Genomic DNA, 22,305 nt, shown 5'->3' with positions numbered 1-22,305 from the left:
TAGCGGTTGCAAGCTTTGCATGAATGTATGGGAGAGGGTGAAGTGTCTGAGTTAATCAATGCGTTTTTACAGCGTGCCAATCAAGTGCTCGAAAAACTTGAGCCATTATTGCCAACTCCGGCGACAACGGTTGATTGGGAAACAGTGCAGGCAGCGAGCTGGCAGCGCAAGGGCAACAGCAGTTTCTTTCGCCCGATAGCATTGTCTGCCGATATTCAATTGGCTGATTTGTTAGGAGTGGATCAGCAGCGTGAGCAGTTGCAGCGCAATACCTTGCAGTTTATGCGTGGGTACCCAGCGAACCATGCGCTGTTGTGGGGTGCGCGCGGCACAGGTAAGTCATCTATCGTGCGTGCCTTACTGGCGGCATACGCGGCGCAGGGTTTGCGTTTGATTGAGGTTGAACGCAATGAGCTGGCGGATCTGCCGTTTATTGTTGAGTCTTTGGCCGGTTTACCACAGCACTTTATTGTCTTTTGCGATGATTTGTCTTTTGAGGCTGGGGAAGGGGATTACCGTATTTTAAAAAGTGTCTTGGATGGTTCTTTAGAGCGCGCGCCAGATAACGTGCTGTTGTATGCCACCTCTAATCGCCGCCATTTACTGCCTGAGCAGCACAGCGATAATCAAAACTGGCAGCACGGTGATGGTGGAGAGCTGCACCCAAGCGAAGCGGTTGAGGATAAAATCGCTTTATCGGATCGTTTTGGTTTGTGGCTGTCGTTTTACCCTTTTAGCCAAGATCACTATTTAGCGGTGGTGCAGCACTGGATTGCTCACTATGGCGAGCCTGCACAGCTGAGCTGGCAGTTTACTGATGCGCTGGCTAAAGAGGCGATCAGTTGGGCGCAGGCACGAGGTAATCGTAATGGCCGCTGCGCTGCACAATTCGCTAAGCAATGGGTTGGCTTGCAGCTGTTGGAGCAGAAGGCTTAACCATTGTATTGAGCGCAAAATCATCGAATAAGCGTTGCATGTTGGGTAAATGCTGGGCAGGCACTATACTGTGCGCCTTGTTTTTAAGGGGATAGTATTATGACTACACCGCACGTTGAGCAACATTTACAGCTGTTAGCGCATTTGCGCACGATATTAGTCGCGGTTGCTGATGCTGAAGTCGTCCCGGAAAATCATCATGCGTTATTTCTTGAGCGTTATGATGACATGGTGAGCAGCTTGCGTGAGAGCAGCGAAGACTTATATGTGGGACAGGATATTATCAGCCAAGTGTTTCAGCGTTATCCGCAAATTGCCCACTTGGTGCCACGGGATCTGCTGTGGTTCTTTGGGGGTGATTGCTTACACTTTATGCCCGATGATGAAATTGATAAGTATCAGCAATTGGAAGAGCGCCGTTACCAAGCACTTGAAAACGGTGAGGAATTTGACTGGAACCAAGAAATACAGCTGATGTTTATGCCGGAAAAGGCACCAGAGCACTGAATTGCAAAGAGTTTTCAAAAAAGGCTTGACGGATGCTTAAGTCATCCGTAATATACGCGCCACTTCCAAGCAATAAAGCAAACAGCCCAAGCTTGAAAGTTGCAAGCTGTTAGAAGCTCCAAGGCTGCGTCCCCTTCGTCTAGTGGCCTAGGACACCGCCCTTTCACGGCGGTAACAGGGGTTCGAGTCCCCTAGGGGACGCCATATTATGCGGGAATAGCTCAGTTGGTAGAGCACAACCTTGCCAAGGTTGGGGTCGCGAGTTCGAATCTCGTTTCCCGCTCCAGATTTGGCGTCAAGCTAAAAAAGAAAGAGCCGAAAGGCTCTTTTTTTTCGTCTGCAGTTTATGTTTTGCCCTTCAGCGCCCAACCAAGACAGATGACTCAATCAAAAGTACATGCAGCCAACCTAATGCAAGTCAGGGGGTTGTGCATCTACTTGAAAAAAATGCTAATCGACTGGCTGCCAAACAATAAGTTCGATGCACTGTTTGGTGACTAAGCTGCCGGCAGAGCATTCGATGCTGGTTACTATAAACTGCCTCTCGTACCACTAAATATCAACACCTGCCCGCTTAATATCAGCAAGGCGGGCTGGGCCGATGCCATGGATTTTGGTGAGTTGTGACAGGTCGCTGATAGGTCGTAAGGTCATAATTGCTAATGCGCGATCATGACCGATGTGCGGCAGTGTTTGTAATTGAGCGTGGCTCGCGGTATTGAGATTAATTAAGTCGCCTGTTGCGCTGGGCGTGACGCTAACACTTTGGGTTGACGGTTGCGCTGTTATGTCGAGCGGCTCAGTTACAGCAAAGTTCTCGGCATGGACTGGATCTGTTTGAAAGCGCAGTTGGGCAAAGTCTGCAAAGATTTGCAGCAGTTGCTCTTGCAGCTCTGTGCGCTCGCCTAAGGTCAAAATCCAGTCATCAATGTGTAGGAACAATTCTACGGTGTCTTCTGCGCCCAGTAGTTGAGCTTGCTGTTGAGCTAAAAGAGCGGTGATGACTTGCGGGGTGATTGTGTTTGTTGCTGCGTGTTCGCTACGCAGCTGCTCTAAGCGTTGGGCGATCTGACTTAATCCTGCCGTGGTGATGGTTAACTGATGCGCTGCTGGGTTGTGCTGTTGCTGTTGAGTAATGCGTATAGCTGCTTCGTGGGCTGTTAAGCCGCTGCCCCAACCGCAGAGGGTTAAAAGGCTTGCGTTGAGCAGTTCGGGGGCGCTCCAGTTGTCTATAGAAGGCGTAAATAACTGCTTGCTGCGACTGAGTTTTGAGCTGATACGAGCATTACGGAAATCTTGTCGTAGATTGCCGAATAAATCCGGTAAGTTTGCAATCCAGCGCAATAATTCTGTGCAGAGTCTGACTGTCACCCGCAGTAATAGCGTTAGCATCTGCCAGAACACTTGCAGCCCTTGTGCAATGCCCAGCAGCAACATATAGATCAGTTGGATGTTGGCAGCTTTTTTTCCGCGTAGCTGTACACCGGCAATCTTGACTGAAGAGCGGTTGGGTTTGCTCCAGTTAAATGTGCCCAGGGGGTTGCGGGTGGAGACGCTTACACCGGATTTAGATAGGTTGAGGCGGGTTGCTCCGCTGCCATAGCGTCCGCGTAAGACTGGCCGTCCATTTTGTAGAGCAACTTGTGTGTTTTTTGCGACACGGCTGGATACCCGTAGGCCATGTTGGCTGTTAGCCGTGATAGTTAAACCGGCAGCTTTGGCTTGCGTACGCAGTGCGACTCCACCAGTACGACTGACACGCAAGTTTTTACCGCGGTGCTCAATACGCTGCTGCTTAGCAAAATCCGCCGTAAACCCTCGCCCGTAGGGCGGGGATATAAGGCGGGGCGCGAAGCGCTTTACTCAATCGCTGTTTGACTTTCGATATACGCCTTTAATGTGTCAATGGTTGCGCCCCCGGCTGTACAAGCAAAGTAAGATCGTGACCATAGTGCGGCATTTTTACTTTGTCTTTCTAGGTGACTGTTTTGCAATCTCAGCATGCGAGACGAAACAGATTTAAGGTTATTGACCATTATGCTGACGGCCAGCTTGGGCGGGAAAGCAATCAGCAAGTGAGCATGATCGGCTTCGCCGTTCATTTCTAGCAAATCGCATTCCAGCTTTACGCAAGCCGATTCAAATGCCTCGCGCAACTGACCGATCATTGCATCATCAAACAGCTTGCGTCTGTACTTGGCGGTAAACACCAAATGAACAACTAATTTACTGACGCTATGGCGTTTACGAAGGTAGCCAAATAAGATCGCTTCACTCTGTACACTCACTTGAAATATGCCCTAATAAGCTTATATTGTGTGTAGTTTAGTCGTGAGGGCTGAAGTATGCTATACAAATTCGAGATTAGCGGGATTTCCCATTCAGGCAACCCCAGTGTTTGTTTTTCGTGTACTCATTGTGGGCGTATGGATTTTGATATGCCTGGCTACCTATATGCTGCCAACCTATCGGCTAGCCCTCGTAAAAATATCGAGGCTGCTTGCAAGGAGTTTACTGATCGCATCAATTGTGGCGACTTCAACTTATTTACGAACCCAAAAACAGCAAATAAACTACAGCAAGTATTGTGTCACTGTGACCAAAATGTAGTTGACCTTGGGCGCATAAGAGGCATTAAACGAGCACGAGCTATCTTGCTAGCCGGATTGGAACAGTCAGGCCGATAATGCTAAGAGCCATTAAGGTACGCATTTATCCCTCACCAGAACAAGCTGAGTTTCTAGTGGCTCAGTTTGGTGCGGTGCGCTTTGCGTACAATAAAGCTCTGCATATTAAGACGCATGCTTACCGCTTGCACGGCATCAACCTAAGCCCTAAAAAGGACTTAAAACCTCTGCTGGCCGTGGCTAAGAAATCAAGAAAGTACCATTGGTTAAAGCTGTATGATTCTATTGCCTTGCAGCAAGCGGTAATCAACCTGCATACAGCCTTTGATCGTTTCTTTGATCCAAAGGTAAAAGCACACTACCCCAAGTTTAAGCGCAGACATGGCAAGCAAAGCAGCTATCATTGCGTGGGCATAAAGGTGCTTGATGGTGCAATTAAACTGCCCAAAATGCAGCCCATTAAGGCCAAGCTGCACCGTGAAGTCAGCGGCACAGCTAAAAGCATTACAGTCACGCTCAGCGCTACCGGAAAATACTACGCATCAATATTGGTTGATGATGGGCTTGAAGCACCACAACCTATCCATTCGGTCGAAAAGGTGGTTGGTATTGATCTTGGCATTGCTCACTTTGCCATTGAGTCCAGAGGTAAGAAAAAAACCAATCCGCGCTTTTTGAAGCGTGCAGCCAGAAATTTAAGGCGCAAGCAGCGTCAGTTATCACGCAAGAAAAAAGGCAGTGCCAATCACGCAAAGGCTCGTTTAATTGTGGCTAAAGCCCATGAAAAAGTAACCAATGCCAGGTCTGATTTTCAGCATAAATACTCTCGAACTCTTGTTGACGAAAACCAAGCGGTGATAGTCGAGACGCTTAAATCAGCCAATATGATGAAAAACCGTAAGCTGGCAAAACACATCGCAGATGCCTCATGGCATAGCTTTGTTGTGAAGCTGCAATACAAAGCCAAAGAACAGGGCAAGCATGTGATTAAGCTGGATCAGTGGTACGCCAGCTCAAAAACCTGCAATGGCTGTAAGCATAAAGTTAAAGATATGCCTTTGTCGGTACGCATATGGGACTGCCCGTCATGCGGTAGAGTCGGTATTGATAGAGATATTAATGCCGCACTCAACATCCTTGAAGAAGGTATTTTGGCATTAAAGGCGGCTGGGCAAGCCGTTACTGCTTGTGGAGGCGCGCGTCATTCTTGGTCATACCAAGTTGCAGCCTGTGAAACAAGAAGCATCGCCCTTTAAGGGCGGTGAGAAGTCACCAATCAGTAAAGTTATTTTTGCTAATAGCAAAGTGATTTGCTTTGTATTGATCTGGATCAGTCTATGTTGAGCATATAGGCCTAGGCTCTAACTAAAGTCTTAGCGAGGAGCGCACAACATGACTGATCAACAGCTTGATCCGCACACAGTAGAAAAAACACTGAGTTCACGCTTTCCTACTGCCTACACCATCCTCTTCTTACTTATTATTTTTGTTGCGGCCTTAACCTGGGTTATTCCAGCGGGTAAGTACGACCGCGTTATGAGCGACGAAGTCGGGCGGGAAGTAGCTGTGCCTGGCACTTATCAGGTAGTGGAGGCGAAACAACAAGGTTTTGTTGACGTAATGCTGGCCCCTACAGCGGGCTTTTATGATCCTGATAGTTATGTGGCAAATGCCATTGATGTGGCGTTATTTGTGCTATTTCTTGGTGGTTTTCTAGGGGTGATGAATGCCACTGGTGCCATTGATACAGGGATTCGCAGTGCGATGCGGCGCTTGGAGGGGCGTGAGTTGTGGATGATTCCGATCCTCATGACTCTCTTTGCCTTTGGCGGTACCACCTATGGTATGGCGGAGGAAACCTTGGCGTTTTATGCCATTTTAATTCCGGTGATTATCTCTGCAGGTTATGACGCTATTACCGGCGTAGCCATTGTTATGGTGGGTGCTGGGATTGGTGTGTTGGGCTCAACAATTAATCCGTTTGCCACTGTGATTGCTGCCAATGCGGCCAGTATCCCGTTTACCGATGGCATAGGTTTGCGTTTTGTTTTGCTAATTGGTGGTTTGCTGATTTGCGCAGCTTATGTGATGCGTTATGCCAAGCGGGTGAAAGAGGACCCAACGCGCTCAGTGGTGGCAAAACAGTGGGCAGCTCATCGCGCTCACTTTTTAGAGCAGCATAGTGGGGAGATGGTGCAGTCGACTTTAACCGGTAAGCAAAGTGTGGCTTTGGTTATTTTCGCTTTGACCTTTGCGGTAATGATTTGGGGTGTGTCGTCACAAGATTGGTGGATGGCGCAAATGGGCGGCTTGTTTATGGGCGCAGCCATTGTCATTGGTCTAATTGGTCGCTTAGGCGAGAAAAAAATCACCTCAAGCTTTGTTGATGGTGCACGAGACTTGCTGGGCGTGGCCTTAGTGGTCGGCTTGGCTCGCGGTATTGTCGTGATCATGGAGCAGGGCATGATTGCCGACACAATTTTGCACAGTGCCGAAACCACTTTAGGAGGCCTGCCAGAGCTGGCATTTATTAACTTAATGTTTTGGATTGAAGTGGGAATGAGTTTCTTTGTCCCGTCTTCTTCAGGTTTGGCTGTGCTGTCGATGCCAATTTTAGCGCCCTTGGCGGATTTCGCCCATGTTGACCGCGCGCTTGTAGTGACGGCTTTCCAGTCCGCCAGTGGGCTGGTTAACTTGGTCAACCCAACCTTTGCTGTGGTACTGGGAGGCTTAGCAATAGGCCGCGTGTCCTATGACCGCTGGCTGGTCTTTATTTGGCCGTTGTTACTGATTTTAACGGTGTTTATCAGCGTAGTTATCAGTATTGGCGCGTTACTCTGAGTTATTTAGTTTACACACAATGCTGTGGTAAGGAGCTCGAAAATGTCTGAATTAACTTTAGGTGTGCACTCGGAAACCGGTACTTTGCGTCAGGTGATTGTCTGTCGCCCGGGCCTTGCTCACCGCCGTTTAACCCCTTCAAATTGCGATGCGTTGTTGTTTGATGATGTGTTTTGGGTCAAGCAAGCGCAAAAAGACCACGATGTATTTGTCCAGTTAATGCAGGAGCGTGGCGTTGAGGTGCTGGATATTCATGACTTGCTGGCGCAAACGCTGGATATTGCTGAGGCGCGCAAGTGGATTTTGGATCAACGCATTACTTGGAATGAAATTGGTGTAGGGATGATCTCGGATCTACGTGAGTGGATGGATGAGATGCCCGGCAGCCAGCTTGCTGAGTACTTGATTGGTGGTCTAGAGGTTGGTGATTTACCCTTTAAGCCGGTTAGTTTGTTTGGTAACCACTTGGGCAAGTATGGTTTTGTGTTGCCGCCTTTGCCGAACTTTTTATTCACCCGTGACAACAGTGCGTGGATTTATGGCGGCGTTACTCTCAATCCTATGTATTGGACCGCACGTAAGCCAGAAACTCTACTAACTGCTGGTGTCTATAAGTTTCACCCCAAGTTCGCTGGTAAGGTTGATGTGCTTTGGGGTGATCCATTGCAAGAGTTTGGTTTAGCCACCTTAGAAGGTGGTGATATTATGCCCATTGGTAATCGCACGGTGTTGGTGGGCATGGGTGAGCGCAGCTCCCCACAAGCGGTGGGTCAGTTAGCACGGGCACTCTTTGCTAAAGGCAGTGTTGATCGAGTCATTGCTTGTCAAATGCCTAAATCACGGGCGGCAATGCACTTGGATACGGTGTTTACCTTCTGTGGTGGCAATATTGTTACTGCATTTACTGAAGTCGCCGATGAAATGATTTGTTATGATCTGCGCCCCGATGCCAGCGGCACATCACATGTTTTCACGCAAGATCCACGGCATATGTTTGACGTGGTAGCTGAAGCGCTTGGTTATGCCTCGTTAGAGGTGGTTGCTACCGGTGGTGATCATCCAGCAGAGCGTGAGCGTGAGCAATGGAATGATGGCAATAATGTGCTGGCACTCAGTCCCGGTGTCGTAATTGGCTATGACCGTAATGATGATACGAATGCGGCTTTAGCTGCGGCAGGTATTGAAGTCCTGGCTGTACCCGGTGCGGAGTTAGGGCGTGGCCGTGGTGGCGGACGCTGCATGAGCTGCCCAACTGTCCGTGATCCCGTATAATGTTTGTTTTTAGCGAAATTTATTTACCCAGCTGCTAACCAAGGAGCAGATGCATGGCTTTTAACCTTAGAGATCGTGACTTATTAACGTTGCGCGATTTTACGCCTCAAGAAATTGAGTTCTTGCTGAAGTTGTCTGCAGACCTAAAAGCAGCTAAGTATGCAGGCACTGAGCAACCGCGACTGCAAGGTAAAAATATAGCCCTGATTTTTGAAAAAGACTCAACCCGTACGCGGGTCAGTTTTGAAGTGGCGGCCCATGACCAAGGTGCAAAAGTGACCTACTTAGGGCCAACTGGCAATCACATGGGCCATAAAGAGTCGGTTAAAGACACGGCGCGGGTTTTGGGTCGTGTCTATGACGCCATTGAGTACCGCGGCTTTGGTCAGGAGATCGTCAATGAGCTGGCTGAGTATTCCGGTGTGCCGGTGTATAACGGCTTAACCGATGATTTTCACCCGACGCAGATTTTGGCTGACTTTCTCACCATGACTGAACACAGCGATAAGCCACTGCATGAAGTGGCCTACGTGTTTATTGGTGATACGGCAAACAATATGGGCAACAGTCTGCTGATTGGCGGAGCGAAAATGGGCATGGATGTGCGTCTTTGTGCCCCTAAAGCGTGCCAGCCTGAGCCTGAAGTTCAGGCTTATGCGCAAGCAATTGCCGAAAAAACCGGTGCGCGCATTACCATTACCGATGATATTGCTGCTGCTGTGCAGGGTGTGGATTATGTCTATACCGATGTCTGGGTATCAATGGGTGAGCCAGATGAGGTTTGGACTGAGCGCATTAAATTATTGATGCCTTACCAAGTGAATGCCGCACTGATGGCGAAAACTGGCAACCCACGGGTGAAGTTTATGCATTGCCTGCCGGCTTTCCACAATACTGAAACCGCGGTGGGCAAAGAGATTCAGAAAAAGTTTGGCATTGATGCAATGGAGGTCACCGATGAGGTGTTTGAAAGCCCAGCATCAATAGTGTTTGATCAAGCAGAGAACCGTATGCACACCATTAAAGCGGTGTTGGTGGCTACTTTAGGACGTTAATTATGTTAGTTGTTGCAGCGTTGGGCGGGAATGCCTTATTACAACGTGGTCAGCCGCTGACCGCACAAGTGCAGCGCGAGAATGTCAAGGTGGCTGCACGCGCTTTGGCGGATATTGTGCGTGCTGGCCATCGGTTGGTGATTACCCACGGTAACGGCCCACAAGTGGGGCTGTTGGCCTTGCAAAATGATGCCTATAAGCCAGAGGAAAGTTATCCGTTAGATGTGCTGGGTGCACAAACCGCAGGCATGATTGGCTACTTAATTGAGCAAGAGCTGGAAAATGAATTACAGCATGCCCAGCCCATTGTGACCTTGTTGACCCAAGTAATTGTGGACTTAAATGACCCAGCCTTTGCCACACCCACCAAGTATATTGGTCCAGTGTATAGCCAAGCCGAAGCACAAACCCGTGCCGCTCAAGCGGGCTGGCAAATTGCCCAGGATGGCGATAAGTGGCGCCGTGTCGTGGCTTCACCAAAACCTGTGGAAATTCCAGACTTACAGGTATTGAAGCTGCTAGTGGAAAAAAAGGTGGTAGTGATTTGTAACGGCGGCGGTGGTATTCCGGTGGTGCGCAATGCCGATAATAGTTTGCAAGGCATTGAAGCAGTGATTGATAAGGATTTATCCAGTGCGTTCTTGGCAGAAAAACTGGGTGCTGATGCTTTATTGCTGCTCACAGATGTGGAGTCGGTGTATCAGGATTTTGGTACGCCAGAGGCGAAACCGCTGCGCAAGCTGACCATTGCTGAGGGCGGTGAAATGGATGTGCCTGCAGGTTCGATGGGGCCAAAAATTAAAGCCGCCAGTAGTTTTGCTGCATCCGGTGGTTTTAGTGCCATTGGGCGTTTATCTGATGCGTTAGCCTTGTTATCCGGTGATGCCGGAACACGGGTTGTAGCTGAGCGCACGCAGTAAGTACGTGCTGTCGAATTTTCCCATCCATACTCCGTAATCTGTCGTTAGATTGTTGCTTCACCAAGGTTGGGCTGTGATTAGGCTCAACCTTGCTGCTGCACAGTGTGCGGTGCGGTTGAGCGCGGTAATGCGTAGCGCTGGCTGTGATTTCGGGCACTGCTGTCGGTGCCGGTTGTAGGCAGACTCTGCTTAGGTATCAGCGCTTAGGCAGCGTATGTTGCAATATACAGCGCCTCAACCTTATCTCGCGCCCACTGGGTTTTGCGTAAAAACTTCAATGAAGACTTGCTTGATGGTTCATTTTTAAAGCAGTTCAGCGGAATCTGTTCGGCAAGTTGCTCCCAGCCATAATGCTCTACTAAGCGCTCAAGAATAGTGGCCAAGGTCAGGCCGTGCAGTGGGTCGTGGGGGTGTGGATTAGACATGGAGGGGGTTCTCGTTAAGGTAGGTTGCCCAGTGATGGGTATTTATGCGCTGCCTAGCAGTTGAGTAATGGCTTGCTCAAGTGTTGCATAACGTTGTTGCCATGATCCACTTAAGTGCAGTACCGGTTGCTGATGTTGCTCTAGCCAATCATCGAGCCTGCTGTGGAACTTGAGGCGTTCGCCTAAATCCGGTTGACAGCGCTGACCATCGGCTTGCCATGGCATGCCTTCAGGGCTCAGCAAGGCAATCAAGTCATATTTTTGGCTCAGTAGAGCTGTTTCCAGCCAGGCAGGGCTTTGCTGAAATAGCGTCTCACTCCAGAGTATATTGCTCAATAAGTGCGTATCCAGCAGCAATAGTGGTGGTTGCAAAGCGCGGGCAGCCAGCTCCTGTTGCCACTGTTGTTCGGCAATGTTGCTGATGTCAGCGTAGCAGGTGTCGCGCTGTGCTTGCTGAATAAATTCGCGTACAAACTCGCTGACTAAAGGGGCGTTAAAGCGCTCAGCTAAAGCGCGGCTTAGAGAGCTTTTGCCAGCTGACTCAGGACCTGTGAGTACCACTACTTGCATAATGTTGACCGCAAGTGGTATCGCCACGCTTGTCGCGCAGACACAGCCACAGCCATAGCCACAGTGAGCAGTCGCGCAGCTAAATATGCGGCAAGTAACGTTATCCAAGCCATTCAATTACCCATCGATCCCAGCACAGTACTGGCAAAAACACAGCATTTTAGCAGGCTGCTGCACTAAGAAAATACCACTAAGTCAGATAGTTCGCTGCTTTGCCAGTGAGGCGGAATAATCGGTCGTTTATTCTTGGAGTGACCCGTGTAAACTGCGCTGCTTAAAACTAACGCGCAATTACAGCGTATTAAATGAATATTGAAAGTGTTTGGGGGTTGTCATGAATGCGGTTGTTGTCGCAGTAGCTTTAATGCTGGTGCTGAGCTTACTGCGCGTACATGTGGTGGTGTCGTTGATTATCGGCGCTGTTGCAGGTGGGTTGCTTGGTGGTTTAGGGATTGAAAATACGCTAGCTGCGTTTAATAAAGGCCTGGGTGGCGGGGCAACAGTGGCCCTGTCCTATGCTTTGCTCGGCGCTTTTGCTGTAGCTATCAGTAAGTCCGGAGTGGCCCATGCGTTGGCTGAGAAAATACTCGCCATGGTCGGCCGCCAGAAAAGCAAAAATACCGATAAGGTCAAATGGCTGCTGATCATGGTGTTATTGATTGCCGCTGTTTCTTCGCAAAATATCTTGCCCATTCATATCGCCTTTATTCCGCTGCTGGTACCGCCTTTGCTATATGTCATGGGGCGCTTGCAGCTGGACCGCCGTTTAGTTGCTTGTGTACTGGCTTTTGGTTTGATCACGCCGTATATGTTTTTGCCGGTGGGCTTTGGTGGTATTTTCCTGAAAGAGGTTTTGCTCGCCAATGTGGCTAAAGGTGGTGTGGATGTCACTGGTATTAAAGTGATGCAGGCGATGGTAATTCCTGCCACTGGCATGTTGTTTGGTTTACTGGTGGCGATTTTCTTTAGTTACCGTAAAAAGCGTGTGTACCACACGGTTGCAGCCGGCGAGGTTGGCTCGGCGAGCAGTAATTACAGCCCCAGAAGTCTAGTTGCTGCAGGTGCTGCTGTGGTAGCTGCCTTTGTTGTGCAGCTGTGGCTGGATTCGATGATTATGGGAGCGCTGGTGGGTTTTGTGGTGTTCTCAGCCTCGGGAGTGATTCGCTGGAAAGAGTCTGATGACTTGTTTACCGATGGTATGAAAATGATGGCTATGATTGGTTTCATCATGATTGCTGCCTCAGGTTTTGCCGAAGTGATGCGGGAAACAGGGCAGATTCAAACCTTAGTGGATTCGTCGGTGAGCGTGATTGGTGAAAGCAAAGCAACAGGCGCAATCTTGATGCTGCTGGTTGGCTTGCTGGTCACCATGGGCATTGGCTCTTCATTCTCCACAGTACCCATTATTGCGGCGATTTTTGTGCCCTTAGCGCTACAGTTGGGCTTCAGTCCATTAGCTATCGTCAGCATCGTTGGTACTGCTGGCGCATTGGGTGATGCAGGTTCGCCGGCTTCAGATTCAACCCTTGGGCCAACTTCAGGTTTGAATATGGACGGACAGCACAGCCATATTTGGGATACTGTGGTACCAACTTTTATTCACTACAACTTGCCTTTACTGGCCTTTGGTTGGGCTGCGGCAATGCTGTTGTGATGGTGTGAATTAACCAGTGGTAAGACAGGAGTAGTGCGCTGATGTTGACCTCGTGGCGGATCAAGAACTTTAAGGCGTGGCAAGACAGTGGGCCGATCAAGCTCGCGCCGCTAACGGTTTTCTTTGGTGAGAACAGTGCCGGTAAAAGTAGCCTTGGCCAGTTATTATTAGCGCTTAAACAAAGTGCCCAGCCCGACAAACTGTCGACGCCACTGGATTTTGGTAATGCGCAAAGCTTGATTGATTTGGGCTCTTTTGCACAGAACTTGCACCAAGGGCAGCTCAATGAACCATTGCAGTTTGCATTGCAGTGGCGCCTGCCTACAGCTTTGGCCTTACAGGGTGCAAGTCAGCAAACTGATCAAGCGCTGCTGGTTGATGCGCTGAGTTTAGAGGTCAGTATGGTGGCCGATGCCGCGCAGCAACCCTCAGTGCAGTCCATTACTTACCGTGGCTTTGCGCAAGGACAAGAGCTGCTCAGTGCCAGTTACCACAGTGCTCAAGCCGGCGAGCTGCAGGTGCAGATACAACAGCCGCAAGTGCACAGCTACAGCATTGCCGTGGCTGCAGAAGCAGGGGCAGAAAGTTTCTTTAAGTTACCAGAAACTGCACAGGTAGAAGCACCTTTTCTAGCCGAATTAGCCCAGCAAACACAACAACTTTTAGCTGATTTTAACGCTTTAGCGGCCTTACGTGCCGCGCCTAAGCGTGATTATCAGTGGGCGGGCGCAGTGCCGCTAAGTGTGGGGCGTGCTGGCGAGTCAGCAGTGGCAGCAGTATTGGCTGCAAGCGCTGAGCAGCGTCACTTACAATTTGCTATTGGGGAGCCTGAGCAGCCGTTTGCACAGGGTATTGCCTACTGGTTGGCGCAAATGGGCGTGGCCAGTGAGTTCGCTATCCGTGCTGAGGAGAGCACACCTGAACACTATCAAGCACTGTTAAGAAATCATGCTGCGGCAGGTGAAGTTAACTTGGCTGACCTCGGTTTTGGCGTATCGCAATTATTGCCGGTGATTGTGCAAGCGTTTTATGCCCAGCCCAATTCAACCCTGTGGTTGGAGCAACCAGAAATCCATCTGCATTCGCAGGTGCAAGCCGGTTTAGCCGATATGCTGATTGCTGCCATACAAGCTAAAGAGGCTGGGCAAGCGCGTAATGTACAAATCATTGTCGAGAGTCACTCCGAGCACTTTCTAAATAGGTTACAAAGACGTATCGCTGAAGGGGTTATCAAGCACACGGATGTTGCTCTGTATTTTTGCAGTCGAGCAGGCAGTGAAGCTCAGATTGAAGCTTTGCAGATCGATACCTACGGTGAAATTGCCAATTGGCCAGAGAATTTGTTTGGTGATGAAATGACTGATATTGCCGCCAGAGCCATGGCTGCGGTGCAGCGCAAACGTGCAGAAAATAACTCAGGCGATCAGCATGGATAAAACTGTGATTGATACCAATGTGCTGCTAGTGGCCAATCAGCAGCATGCAGAGGTGTCTGCTGAGTGCGTGGCCAACTGCATTGAGCGCTTACAAGAGATTCAAAGCAGTGGCGTGGTGGTGATTGATGACAGTTTTATTATTTTGGGTGAATATCAAAATAAAACCTCGATCAATCCACCGCGCGGTGTTGGCGATGTGTTTTTAAAGTGGTTATTGCGCAATATGGGCAATGCGCAGCGAGTAGCTATGGTCAATGTCAGTCTCACTGCTACGGATTTTTATGCGCAGTTTCCTGACCAAGCCTTGCAGGCTGAGTTTGATCCGCCCGATCGTATATTTCCCGCTGTGGCCAATGCGCACCCGGATAAACCCACTATTTTGCAGGCCGCAGATTGTAAATGGATTGATTGGTGGCCTGCTTTAGCGGAGCAGGGTATTCAGGTTGAGTTCTTGTGTGCTGCCGATGCGCAGCGTTTTCATAAAATTAAGTTTCCACGGCAGCGCCATGTTCCCGCCCCTGCCATGCCGGAGAGTAAATAAATGTCTGATTTTTTCCGTTTTCCCCATACCCCGCATATTGATTGGCTGGGTGATGGCATGCCTCGCGATGATAAAGTATTGACCGAGCCTGAGATTGAGGCCTTATTAGCCCAACCCATACGTGTGGAAGAAAAGCTCGATGGGGCCAACTTGGGTATTTCTTTGCGGGCGACTGGTGAGTTGCGCGCGCAAAATCGTGGCCAGTATCTGCTTGAGCCGTTTGCTGGGCAGTTCTCGCGGCTGAACTCTTGGCTTGGTCAACATCAATATGCTTTATGTGATAATTTACAAAGTGATTGGATAGTGTTTGGCGAGTGGTGTGCGGCCCGTCACTCGTTGGATTACGATAATTTGCCCGATTGGTTTGTGGTTTTTGATGTGTATGACCGCACCGAGCAAAAGTTTTGGAGTTGTGCGCGGCGTAATGCTTTAGCGGAGAAGTTGGGTTTAGCTGTAGTACCGACCTTGTATCAAGGTGCTGCGACCTTGCCAGAGCTTAAAGAATTACTAGCACATGCCAGCAGCCGTTATCGTGAAGGCAACCCGGAGGGCATTGTCATGCGTCAGGATTCCGAGCTGTGGTGTGAGGCGCGAGCGAAGTTAGTGCGCGCTGACTTTGCCCAGTCCATTGAAGAGCACTGGCGTAGCCGAGCCATAGAGTGGAATGATGTGCGTATCTTGACCGCAGAGGACTTTAACTAAGCCAAGGGCTTTTTAGCTGGCGCACGTTCAGCTAACCCAAGTAAAACAAACAAAGTAAGGTGAGGCATGAGTGAGAAGGAAGAGCAGGCGTCGGACTCAATTGAGCAGTTAAGTGCTGTTGATCCTGATGCAGCCAACTCGGCTGATGCAGTCTCTGCACAGGAGTGCGTGGCCGAGGGGCGCGTGGTTAAAATCCGCGGTGGTGTCGTCGATGTACTCTTTACCGAGCATATTCCGCGGATTTATGATCTGGTCTATGCTGGTGATTTGGCGATGGAAGTTGCCGCTTTACTTGACCAAGGCACAGTGCGTTGTATGGCCTTAGCGCCTGTGCGCGGTTTAGGTTTGGGTGCTTTGGTACGTGCCACTGGTAACCCTATTCAGGTACCGGTTGGTGAAGCCGTACTGGGCCGTATGCTCAATGTTTTTGGCCAGCCTATTGATGATAAACCTGCACTGAATACCGGCATGCTGCGCTCCATCCACCAAGCGCCACCGCCATTGGAAGACCGTGTCATCCATAGCGCCATCCTTGAAACTGGGATTAAAGCCATTGATTTGCTCTCGCCCATTGAACGCGGCGGTAAAACCGGCTTGTTTGGCGGAGCTGGAGTGGGTAAAACCGTATTAATTACTGAACTGATTAACAACACTGCCCAGCATTACAAAGGCGTCAGTTTATTCTGTGGTATTGGTGAGCGTTCCCGTGAAGCTGAAGAGTTGTACCGAGAAATGGGTGAAGCTGGGGTGCGCGATAATACCGTGATGCTGTTTGGACAGATGAACGAAGCACCGGGGGTGCGTTTTCTGGTGGGTAAAACCGCACTGACCATGGCGGAGTATTTTCGTGATGATTTAGGTCAGGACGTTTTGCTGCTGATTGATAATATCTTCCGTTTTGTCCAAGCCGGCTCTGAAGTCTCGGGCTTGTTAGGACGGATGCCGTCCCGAGTCGGTTATCAGCCCACTTTAGCCACTGAGCTGGCGTCGCTACAAGAGCGCATTACCTCCACCCGTAAAGGGGCGATTACTTCGATTCAGGCGGTGTATGTGCCTGCGGACGACTTTACTGACCCTGCGGCAGCGCATATTTTCTCCCACTTATCGGCGTCGGTGGTGCTGTCCCGCAAACGCGCCAGTGAGGGGCTCTATCCGGCGGTAGATCCATTGGGCTCCACTTCGGTGATGCTAACACCCGCAGTGGTGGGCCAGCGTCATTATGATATTGCCCGGGCGGTGCGCCGTACCTTGGCTGAGTATGAAGAGTTACGGGATATTATTGCTATGTTGGGGCTGGAAGAGTTGTCCATGGCCGATCGCGCGGTGGTGGCTCGAGCCCGACGTCTGGAACGTTTTTTAACCCAACCATTCTTCTCGGCAGAATCCTTTAGTGGTGAGGCTGGGCAGCGGGTATCTGTGGAAGACACTTTGGCCGGTTGCGAGCAGATCTTGCAGCAAATGGAGTTTGACGATGATGAAATGGACTATTACATGATTGGTGCATTGCCGAAGAATAAGACCGCATCATGAGTCAAACCACGCTGATGCAGGTGAGTCTGCGTTTACCCACGCGCTTATTGTTTAGCTGCGCGGCGGAAAAAGTCTTTGCTGAGGCAGAGAATGGCGCTTTTACACTGCTGCCCAAACACACTGATTTTGTCACCGCATTGCTGCCGTCGGTGCTGGTGATTACCGATGCTGCAGGTGTTGAGCAGTACTTTGGTATTGACCAAGGGGTTTTGGTTAAGCACGGCTATAACGTCGATATTGCCGTGCGCCGTGGCGTGCAGGGCAAGGACTTAGCCAGTTTAAATGAAACCATTCAAGCAACATTTATTGCAGTGGATGAAGATGAGCGGGTGGCGCGTACCGCTTTATCCAAACTGGAGGCGGGCATTGTGCGCCGTTTCAGTGATTTACGGAAACCGCTGACATGAGTCGTGATGACAACAAAGAAGATGCTTCCGCTGCTGCCATTCGTCGCCGTGCGGAGCGGATGCAGCAATCCCGTAATGAGCGCAAATACAGCCCGCTCAGTGGTTTGGGAGTGTTTGGCGTTATTGGTTGGTCGGTGGCGATTCCCACTGTTGCGGGAGCTTTTTTAGGCATGTGGTTAAACCGTGTGGCACCGCAAAGCTTTTCGTGGCCCATTGCCTTAATTTTAGGTGGGGTGGTGGTGGGCGCCATGGTGGCTTGGAACTGGATTGAAAAGAACCAAGATCAGTAATGATTTAGTTTTGCCGTGCTAAATAGTCATTAAAGGAGAGGTGCAGTGATTGAGATAAATACCAGTGCAATACTGCTGGGGTTTGCCGTGGGCTTGCCAGTCAGTGCGCTGTTTTTCTGGGGATTGAATGTTGGCATGCGTTTGGCCTTAGCCTCAGAGCACCCTGGACGTTTATTGATGTTGAGCTTTTTTTGCCGCCTCGTGGTGTTATTAGGCATCGGCTTTGCGCTCACTGCACTGGCGCAAACATTGTGGGCGTTGGGCGGTTATATGCTGGCTTTTGTGCTGATGCGGGTTGCCGCTGTGCTGCGCGCCCAAGCCAAAGTCCGCGGCACTGTAATCAAGCAAGAGGGTGTATAGATGCAGCTGAATCTAGATCAAACGATTGTCTTTACCTTGGGTAATTGGGCGGTTAATTCAACCATTGTTAATACGTGGATTGTGATGGCGTTGCTGGTGGGGATTTCCATTTTAGTCACCCGCAACTTACGAGCAGATAAAGCCCCAGGTCGCTGGCGCAGTGCCTTGGAGTTGATTGTAACGATGATTCAGGGGCAAATTGCCGAAGTCACTCGCAGTGGTGCGCGCAATGTGATGTATTTCTCCGGAACGCTGTTTTTATTTATTGCGGTATCGAACTTACTCACGGTCGTACCCGGTTTTACCCCGCCGACTTCGTCTTTATCAACCACTGTGGGTTTGACCCTATCGGTCTTGATCGCCATTCCAATGTTTGGCATTGCCAGTAGCGGGGTGGGTAATTACCTGCGCACCTTTATTGAGCCCTCAGTGATTATGTTGCCGTTTAATATCATTGGCGAGTTTTCCCGCGGCGTGTCGCTGGCCATGCGCCTCTATGGCAACGTCATGAGTGGTGCGGTGATTGCGGCAATTTTGTTGAGTATTGCGCCCTTCTTTTTTCCCGTGGTAATGGATATGTTAGGCCTGCTAACTGGTTTTATTCAGGCCTATATCTTTGCCATTCTGGCGACAGTGTATATTTCTTCTGCCATGGCAGAACCTTCCCTAATTAAGTCTGAAAAGGAAAACTAATCATGACTGAACTTGCAATTATTGCGGCTATTTCTATTTTTACTGCGGGCCTGACTGTGGCCATTGGCTCGATTGGTCCGGCGTTGGGTGAAGGGCGTGCCGCTGCTGCGGCCATTGCCGCCATTGCTCAGCAGCCAGATGCGGCTCCGACATTATCGCGCACCTTGTTTGTCAGCTTGGCGATGATTGAATCAACGGCAATTTATTGCTTTGTGGTGGCGATGATTATTATTTTTGCTAACCCGTTTTGGGATGCAATGCAGGCGGCAGCAGGAGTTTAAGCCCTTATGTCCATTGATTGGGTAACAGTGCTGGCACAAATTGCCAACTTTTTAGTCTTATTGTGGTTGCTCAAGCGTTTTTTATACCGACCTATTTTGGATGGTATTGATGCCCGTGAGGCGCAAATCAGCAAGCGGATGGCTGCGGCAGAGCAAGCCCAGCGAGAGGCGAAAGCGGCTGAAAGCCAGTATGTAAAGCAGCGTGCACAGCTGGTGACGGAGCACGATGCGTTGCTGGAAAAGGCTTTAGCGGCCACTGAAGATCAGCGCGATGATTTATTGGCTGCGGCCCGGGTTAAGCTGGAGCAAGAACAACAAGATTGGCGTAAACATCTGGAGCATGAGCGGCAGGCGTTTAATACCCGCTTGCAGCAAAACGGCACGGAAGCCTTGCTGCGCTTAACTCGCAAAGCTTTGCACGATTTAGCCGACGAAACTTTGGAAGATGCAATTGTGCGCCATATTGGCAAGCAGCTGCAGCCCATGGTCGGCGAGTTGCGCCAAGCTGCAGCAGACAGCAAAAAAGCCCAGGTCACCACGCGCGATGCCTTAGCGCAAGACACCCAAGCGTTATTGCAGAGCGAAGTGCAGCAGTGGTTGCCGGATGTAGCATTAAGTTTTGCCACCGATGCGCAGCAAGCACCGGGCTTGATTATGCAGGTGGGTGGCGCGCAAGTGGCTTGGACCACCGACAGCTATATGGATGAGCTGGCGCAACTCTTAAGCCAGCATGCTAGCAGTGCGGCGTCGCTACGGTTAGATACAGATGAGCGCTAAAGACGAGGGGGTTGTGGTGAATAAGCAGGATGATCGTGCTGCAGCCAGTGCTGCGCATAACTTTGACGCTTGGCTGGATAGCTTGGTGGAAAGTCCAACCCCAGCACCGGTATTAATTGAGACCGGCATCGTGACTGAAGTGGCCGATGGTGTGGCCATTGTTTCAGGTCTGGCGCGGGCGTTAGCCGATGAGTTGCTGATGTTTGCCAGCGGCGTGCAAGGCATTGTCCTTGACTTAGAACCGGGGCACTTAGGGGTTATTCTCCTGGGGCCATCTGAGCAGATCCGTTTAGGCGAAACAGTCTACCGCACCCGTAAAGTTGTCAGTGTGCCGGTTGGGCCAGCTTTATTGGGGCGCGTGGTGGATGCCATGGGGCAACCTCGGGATATTTTAGGGCCGATTGACGCTGTGGCTGAGCATCCCATTGAAGCTGAGGCACCGAGTATTTTAAACCGCACACAAATTTTCCGCCCGTTAGCCACGGGGCTGAAGGCCATTGATGCGGCCATTCCGGTGGGGCTTGGCCAGCGTGAACTGATTATTGGCGACCGCCAGACCGGTAAAACCTCCATTGCCATTGATACCATGCTCAATCAGGCACGCAGCGATGTCGTGTGTATTTATTGCGCCATTGGTCAGCGTGGTGATGCCGTGGCACGGGTGATTCGCGCACTTAAAGATGGCGGTATGTTACCGCGCAGCATTGTGATGAGTGCTGGGGATGAGGAGTCGCCTGGGCTGTCGTATATTGCCCCTTATGCCGCCATGACCATGGCCGAATATTTCGCCGCGCAAGGGCAAGATGTGCTGATTATCTTTGATGATATGACCCACCATGCGCGGGCTTATCGCGAGTTATCGCTACTCTTGCGCCGCCCGCCCGGCCGTGAAGCTTTTCCAGGGGATATATTCTATGTGCATGCGCGCTTATTAGAGCGTGCAGGGCAGTTTGGTCCAGATATCGGTGGCGGTTCCATTACCACTTTACCTGTGGTGGAAACCCAGGCCGGTAACTTGTCGGCATATATTCCGACGAACTTGATTTCCATTACCGATGGGCAGATTTATTTGTCACCGCAGTTGGTGCGCAAGAACCAGTTTCCGGCGGTGGATTTAGGCTTGTCTGTGTCGCGGGTGGGCAGTAAAGCGCAGAACCGTACCTTACGTGGTGTCTCCGGTAACTTGCGGGTGACCCTTTCGCAGTTTGAAGAGTTAGAAGATTTTGCCCGCTTTGGGACCCGTTTGGATGATGCGACCCGTGCTCGTTTAGCCCGTGGTACTGCTGTGCGCAGTGCTTTACGGCAAGCGGAGCGTGACCCGATGCCGGCCCTTGAGCAGCTGGCGGTATTGGTGGCGGCGATGGCCGGCTTGTTTGATCAGTACAGCGAGCAAGATATTAATGCTGCCATGGGCTTGGTGCGCACTGCAGCGCAGCAGGAACTCGCAGACATTGAGCAGCGCATCAGCGATAACCAAACTTTAACCGATGATGACCAAGAATTGATTACAGCCTGTGCGCGTACGGCTTTAGCATCTTTTGCTGGGTCAGCAGATGCCGAGCAGTGAGGGCTTAAATGGCGCAAACTTTAGAGCATCTATCGCGTAAGAATGACACCCTAACCAGTATTAGGGGCATTGTGCATACCATGAAAACGCTGTCGGCGATTAATGCTGCGCCTTATGAACAAGCGGCGCAGTCCATTGAGTCGTATCATCAAACGATATTGCAAGGACTGGCTTCTTTTGTCTATCGCACCGGTGGTGTGAGTGTGCTCAGTGAGGCGCTACAGCCTAATACTCAGCTGTTAGTGGTGTTTGGTTCGGACCATGGTTTGTGCGGTAATTATAATGAGTTGCTGGCCAATAAGGTGGTTGCATACAGCGAGGCTGTGCCAATGGCTAAGCAGCATATTCTGTGTATTGGTTCGCGGATGGGTAATGCTTTATTGGAGCAAGATTTAAGCCCTGATGTGGTGCTGATGCCGCCTGCTTCTGCGGATGGTGTGGGGCGTTTAGCCGGGGATATTGTGACCCGTATTGAGCGACTGGGCAGCGGTCAGGCGTTGACTAACTTAGCCGTGACCTTAGTGTTTACCCAGCGGCAAGAGCATGGTTATCAAGAAACGGTGACGCGCAATTTATTGCCTTTGGATAAGTCGTTGTTACAGCCTGAGCAGCTGTGGCAGTCGCGTTCTCTGCCTGATTACACGATGAATTCGGAAGCGCTGCTGGCGGCTTTGATCCGTAATCATGTGTTTGCCAGTGTGTTTCGTGCTTCTGCAGAAGCGATGGTGACGGAGAATGCAACTCGTTTGTCATTGATGCAGCAGGCGGAGCAGTCGGTGGATGAGCAGTTGGAGTCGGTGCAGCAGGAGCTGAGCAGCGTGCGCCAAGATGAGATCACCAATGAGTTGATGGATATTGTGATTGGGCATTTTGCCTAATTCACGCTCACTGTAGACAGTTTCTCTGTTTGAGCG

General features: G+C 50.4%; 24 protein-coding genes and 2 tRNA genes. 22 read left to right on the top strand and 4 right to left on the bottom strand.

Annotation, left to right across the window (positions count from 1 at the left end; genetic code table 11):
• Positions 1 to 42 precede the first annotated feature (42 nt).
• The 4 genes from O6P33_RS11115 to O6P33_RS11100 all read left to right on the top strand — a co-directional run bounded on the left by O6P33_RS11115 (position 43) and on the right by O6P33_RS11100 (position 1,729).
• Entirely contained in the window at positions 43 to 936 is an 894-nt protein-coding gene (locus O6P33_RS11115; RefSeq protein ID WP_269817843.1) for an ATP-binding protein, read from the top strand.
• A gap of 99 nt (positions 937 to 1,035) precedes the next feature.
• On the top strand, positions 1,036 to 1,443 hold the full coding sequence (locus O6P33_RS11110) for a PA2817 family protein (RefSeq protein ID WP_269817842.1): 408 nt from the start codon (positions 1,036 to 1,038) through the stop codon (positions 1,441 to 1,443).
• Between the two features lie 128 nt (positions 1,444 to 1,571).
• Positions 1,572 to 1,647 (top strand) — tRNA-Glu (locus tag O6P33_RS11105).
• Between the two features lie 6 nt (positions 1,648 to 1,653).
• Positions 1,654 to 1,729: transfer RNA gene (locus O6P33_RS11100), tRNA-Gly, on the top strand.
• Positions 1,730 to 1,995: 266 nt separating this feature from the next.
• Here the strand turns inward: O6P33_RS11100 and O6P33_RS11095 are convergent.
• On the bottom strand, positions 1,996 to 3,207 hold the full coding sequence (locus O6P33_RS11095; RefSeq protein WP_269817841.1) for a ComEA family DNA-binding protein: 1,212 nt from the start codon (positions 3,205 to 3,207) through the stop codon (positions 1,996 to 1,998).
• Between the two features lie 95 nt (positions 3,208 to 3,302).
• Positions 3,303 to 3,710, bottom strand: a complete 408-nt coding sequence (gene tnpA, locus O6P33_RS11090; protein ID WP_420094995.1) for an IS200/IS605 family transposase — start codon at positions 3,708 to 3,710, stop codon at positions 3,303 to 3,305.
• A gap of 419 nt (positions 3,711 to 4,129) precedes the next feature.
• Here tnpA and O6P33_RS11085 point away from each other — a divergent pair, with 419 nt between their 5' ends.
• From O6P33_RS11085 to arcC, 5 genes are all read left to right on the top strand, one after another.
• On the top strand, positions 4,130 to 5,326 hold the full coding sequence (locus O6P33_RS11085) for an RNA-guided endonuclease TnpB family protein (protein WP_269817839.1): 1,197 nt from the start codon (positions 4,130 to 4,132) through the stop codon (positions 5,324 to 5,326).
• 136 nt (positions 5,327 to 5,462) lie between these two features.
• Positions 5,463 to 6,911, top strand: coding sequence for a YfcC family protein (locus O6P33_RS11080; protein WP_269817838.1), 1,449 nt, complete (start codon positions 5,463 to 5,465; stop codon positions 6,909 to 6,911).
• Positions 6,912 to 6,953: 42 nt separating this feature from the next.
• Positions 6,954 to 8,183: an arginine deiminase gene (locus O6P33_RS11075; RefSeq protein ID WP_269817837.1), complete on the top strand. Its 1,230-nt coding sequence runs from the start codon at positions 6,954 to 6,956 to the stop codon at positions 8,181 to 8,183.
• Between the two features lie 53 nt (positions 8,184 to 8,236).
• Positions 8,237 to 9,238, top strand: a complete 1,002-nt coding sequence (locus tag O6P33_RS11070; protein ID WP_269817836.1) for an ornithine carbamoyltransferase — start codon at positions 8,237 to 8,239, stop codon at positions 9,236 to 9,238.
• A 2-nt stretch (positions 9,239 to 9,240) separates the two neighbouring features.
• On the top strand, positions 9,241 to 10,158 hold the full coding sequence (arcC, locus tag O6P33_RS11065; protein WP_269817835.1) for a carbamate kinase: 918 nt from the start codon (positions 9,241 to 9,243) through the stop codon (positions 10,156 to 10,158).
• Between the two features lie 203 nt (positions 10,159 to 10,361).
• Here arcC and O6P33_RS11060 read toward each other — a convergent pair whose 3' ends face one another.
• Complete coding sequence (locus O6P33_RS11060; protein WP_269817834.1) at positions 10,362 to 10,583, bottom strand: VF530 family protein; 222 nt, start codon at positions 10,581 to 10,583, stop codon at positions 10,362 to 10,364.
• 42 nt (positions 10,584 to 10,625) lie between these two features.
• The gene (locus tag O6P33_RS11055; protein WP_269817833.1) at positions 10,626 to 11,153 is read right to left on the bottom strand and encodes an AAA family ATPase; all 528 of its coding nucleotides are present in this window, start codon (positions 11,151 to 11,153) and stop codon (positions 10,626 to 10,628) included.
• A gap of 334 nt (positions 11,154 to 11,487) precedes the next feature.
• On the opposite strand from O6P33_RS11055, the gene O6P33_RS11050 reads away from it, so the two are divergent.
• The 13 genes from O6P33_RS11050 to O6P33_RS10990 all read left to right on the top strand — a co-directional run bounded on the left by O6P33_RS11050 (position 11,488) and on the right by O6P33_RS10990 (position 22,269).
• On the top strand, positions 11,488 to 12,807 hold the full coding sequence (locus tag O6P33_RS11050) for a Na+/H+ antiporter family protein (protein ID WP_269817832.1): 1,320 nt from the start codon (positions 11,488 to 11,490) through the stop codon (positions 12,805 to 12,807).
• Positions 12,808 to 12,848: 41 nt separating this feature from the next.
• Entirely contained in the window at positions 12,849 to 14,243 is a 1,395-nt protein-coding gene (locus tag O6P33_RS11045; RefSeq protein WP_269817831.1) for an AAA family ATPase, read from the top strand.
• Positions 14,236 to 14,784: a hypothetical protein gene (locus O6P33_RS11040; protein WP_269817830.1), complete on the top strand. Its 549-nt coding sequence runs from the start codon at positions 14,236 to 14,238 to the stop codon at positions 14,782 to 14,784. Before O6P33_RS11045 ends, O6P33_RS11040 begins: the two co-directional genes overlap by 8 nt.
• Positions 14,785 to 15,486: an RNA ligase family protein gene (locus O6P33_RS11035; RefSeq protein ID WP_269817829.1), complete on the top strand. Its 702-nt coding sequence runs from the start codon at positions 14,785 to 14,787 to the stop codon at positions 15,484 to 15,486. It abuts the gene before it with no gap.
• A gap of 66 nt (positions 15,487 to 15,552) precedes the next feature.
• Positions 15,553 to 17,016, top strand: a complete 1,464-nt coding sequence (gene atpD, locus O6P33_RS11030; RefSeq protein ID WP_269817828.1) for a F0F1 ATP synthase subunit beta — start codon at positions 15,553 to 15,555, stop codon at positions 17,014 to 17,016.
• Entirely contained in the window at positions 17,013 to 17,423 is a 411-nt protein-coding gene (locus tag O6P33_RS11025) for an ATPase (protein ID WP_269817827.1), read from the top strand. Before atpD ends, O6P33_RS11025 begins: the two co-directional genes overlap by 4 nt.
• On the top strand, positions 17,420 to 17,713 hold the full coding sequence (locus tag O6P33_RS11020; RefSeq protein ID WP_269817826.1) for an AtpZ/AtpI family protein: 294 nt from the start codon (positions 17,420 to 17,422) through the stop codon (positions 17,711 to 17,713). Before O6P33_RS11025 ends, O6P33_RS11020 begins: the two co-directional genes overlap by 4 nt.
• Positions 17,714 to 17,758: 45 nt before the next feature.
• Positions 17,759 to 18,073 (top strand): ATP synthase subunit I, encoded by a 315-nt coding sequence (locus tag O6P33_RS11015; RefSeq protein ID WP_269817825.1) that lies wholly within the window; start codon positions 17,759 to 17,761, stop codon positions 18,071 to 18,073.
• The gene (locus O6P33_RS11010) at positions 18,074 to 18,766 is read left to right on the top strand and encodes a F0F1 ATP synthase subunit A (protein WP_269817824.1); all 693 of its coding nucleotides are present in this window, start codon (positions 18,074 to 18,076) and stop codon (positions 18,764 to 18,766) included. It begins immediately after the preceding gene.
• 2 nt (positions 18,767 to 18,768) lie between these two features.
• Positions 18,769 to 19,047 carry a F0F1 ATP synthase subunit C gene (locus tag O6P33_RS11005; protein ID WP_269817823.1) on the top strand — a complete coding sequence of 93 codons (279 nt, stop codon included), beginning with the start codon at positions 18,769 to 18,771 and terminating at the stop codon, positions 19,045 to 19,047.
• A 6-nt stretch (positions 19,048 to 19,053) separates the two neighbouring features.
• Complete coding sequence (locus tag O6P33_RS11000) at positions 19,054 to 19,824, top strand: F0F1 ATP synthase subunit B (RefSeq protein ID WP_269817822.1); 771 nt, start codon at positions 19,054 to 19,056, stop codon at positions 19,822 to 19,824.
• On the top strand, positions 19,814 to 21,391 hold the full coding sequence (locus tag O6P33_RS10995) for a F0F1 ATP synthase subunit alpha (RefSeq protein WP_269817821.1): 1,578 nt from the start codon (positions 19,814 to 19,816) through the stop codon (positions 21,389 to 21,391). The genes O6P33_RS11000 and O6P33_RS10995 overlap by 11 nt, the downstream gene beginning before the upstream one ends.
• Before the next feature lie 8 nt (positions 21,392 to 21,399).
• A complete protein-coding gene (locus O6P33_RS10990; RefSeq protein ID WP_269817820.1) occupies positions 21,400 to 22,269 on the top strand; it encodes a FoF1 ATP synthase subunit gamma in 870 nt (289 codons plus the stop codon).
• The last annotated feature ends 36 nt before the right edge of the window (positions 22,270 to 22,305 follow it).

This window comes from Denitrificimonas caeni (genome assembly GCF_027498055.1).
In the GTDB taxonomy this organism is placed as follows: Bacteria; Pseudomonadota; Gammaproteobacteria; order Pseudomonadales; family Pseudomonadaceae; genus Denitrificimonas.
Note: the sequence above shows the minus strand (reverse complement) of the source record. Positions and strands in the feature narration are given on the sequence as shown.

What these genes read in the sequence shown, in the direction of transcription:
- O6P33_RS11110 (WP_269817842.1), top strand. Translation starts at nt 1,036, where the DNA reads ATGACTACACCGCACGTTGAGCAACATTTACAGCTGTTAGCGCATTTG.
- O6P33_RS11085 (WP_269817839.1), top strand. Translation starts at nt 4,130, where the DNA reads ATGCTAAGAGCCATTAAGGTACGCATTTATCCCTCACCAGAACAAGCT.
- O6P33_RS11080 (WP_269817838.1), top strand. Translation starts at nt 5,463, where the DNA reads ATGACTGATCAACAGCTTGATCCGCACACAGTAGAAAAAACACTGAGT.
- O6P33_RS11075 (WP_269817837.1), top strand. Translation starts at nt 6,954, where the DNA reads ATGTCTGAATTAACTTTAGGTGTGCACTCGGAAACCGGTACTTTGCGT.
- O6P33_RS11070 (WP_269817836.1), top strand. Translation starts at nt 8,237, where the DNA reads ATGGCTTTTAACCTTAGAGATCGTGACTTATTAACGTTGCGCGATTTT.
- arcC (WP_269817835.1), top strand. Translation starts at nt 9,241, where the DNA reads ATGTTAGTTGTTGCAGCGTTGGGCGGGAATGCCTTATTACAACGTGGT.
- O6P33_RS11060 (WP_269817834.1), bottom strand. Translation starts at nt 10,583, where the DNA reads ATGTCTAATCCACACCCCCACGACCCACTGCACGGCCTGACCTTGGCC.
- O6P33_RS11055 (WP_269817833.1), bottom strand. Translation starts at nt 11,153, where the DNA reads ATGCAAGTAGTGGTACTCACAGGTCCTGAGTCAGCTGGCAAAAGCTCT.
- O6P33_RS11050 (WP_269817832.1), top strand. Translation starts at nt 11,488, where the DNA reads ATGAATGCGGTTGTTGTCGCAGTAGCTTTAATGCTGGTGCTGAGCTTA.
- O6P33_RS11045 (WP_269817831.1), top strand. Translation starts at nt 12,849, where the DNA reads ATGTTGACCTCGTGGCGGATCAAGAACTTTAAGGCGTGGCAAGACAGT.
- O6P33_RS11040 (WP_269817830.1), top strand. Translation starts at nt 14,236, where the DNA reads ATGGATAAAACTGTGATTGATACCAATGTGCTGCTAGTGGCCAATCAG.
- O6P33_RS11035 (WP_269817829.1), top strand. Translation starts at nt 14,785, where the DNA reads ATGTCTGATTTTTTCCGTTTTCCCCATACCCCGCATATTGATTGGCTG.
- atpD (WP_269817828.1), top strand. Translation starts at nt 15,553, where the DNA reads ATGAGTGAGAAGGAAGAGCAGGCGTCGGACTCAATTGAGCAGTTAAGT.
- O6P33_RS11025 (WP_269817827.1), top strand. Translation starts at nt 17,013, where the DNA reads ATGAGTCAAACCACGCTGATGCAGGTGAGTCTGCGTTTACCCACGCGC.
- O6P33_RS11020 (WP_269817826.1), top strand. Translation starts at nt 17,420, where the DNA reads ATGAGTCGTGATGACAACAAAGAAGATGCTTCCGCTGCTGCCATTCGT.
- O6P33_RS11010 (WP_269817824.1), top strand. Translation starts at nt 18,074, where the DNA reads ATGCAGCTGAATCTAGATCAAACGATTGTCTTTACCTTGGGTAATTGG.
- O6P33_RS11005 (WP_269817823.1), top strand. Translation starts at nt 18,769, where the DNA reads ATGACTGAACTTGCAATTATTGCGGCTATTTCTATTTTTACTGCGGGC.
- O6P33_RS11000 (WP_269817822.1), top strand. Translation starts at nt 19,054, where the DNA reads ATGTCCATTGATTGGGTAACAGTGCTGGCACAAATTGCCAACTTTTTA.
- O6P33_RS10995 (WP_269817821.1), top strand. Translation starts at nt 19,814, where the DNA reads ATGAGCGCTAAAGACGAGGGGGTTGTGGTGAATAAGCAGGATGATCGT.
- O6P33_RS10990 (WP_269817820.1), top strand. Translation starts at nt 21,400, where the DNA reads ATGGCGCAAACTTTAGAGCATCTATCGCGTAAGAATGACACCCTAACC.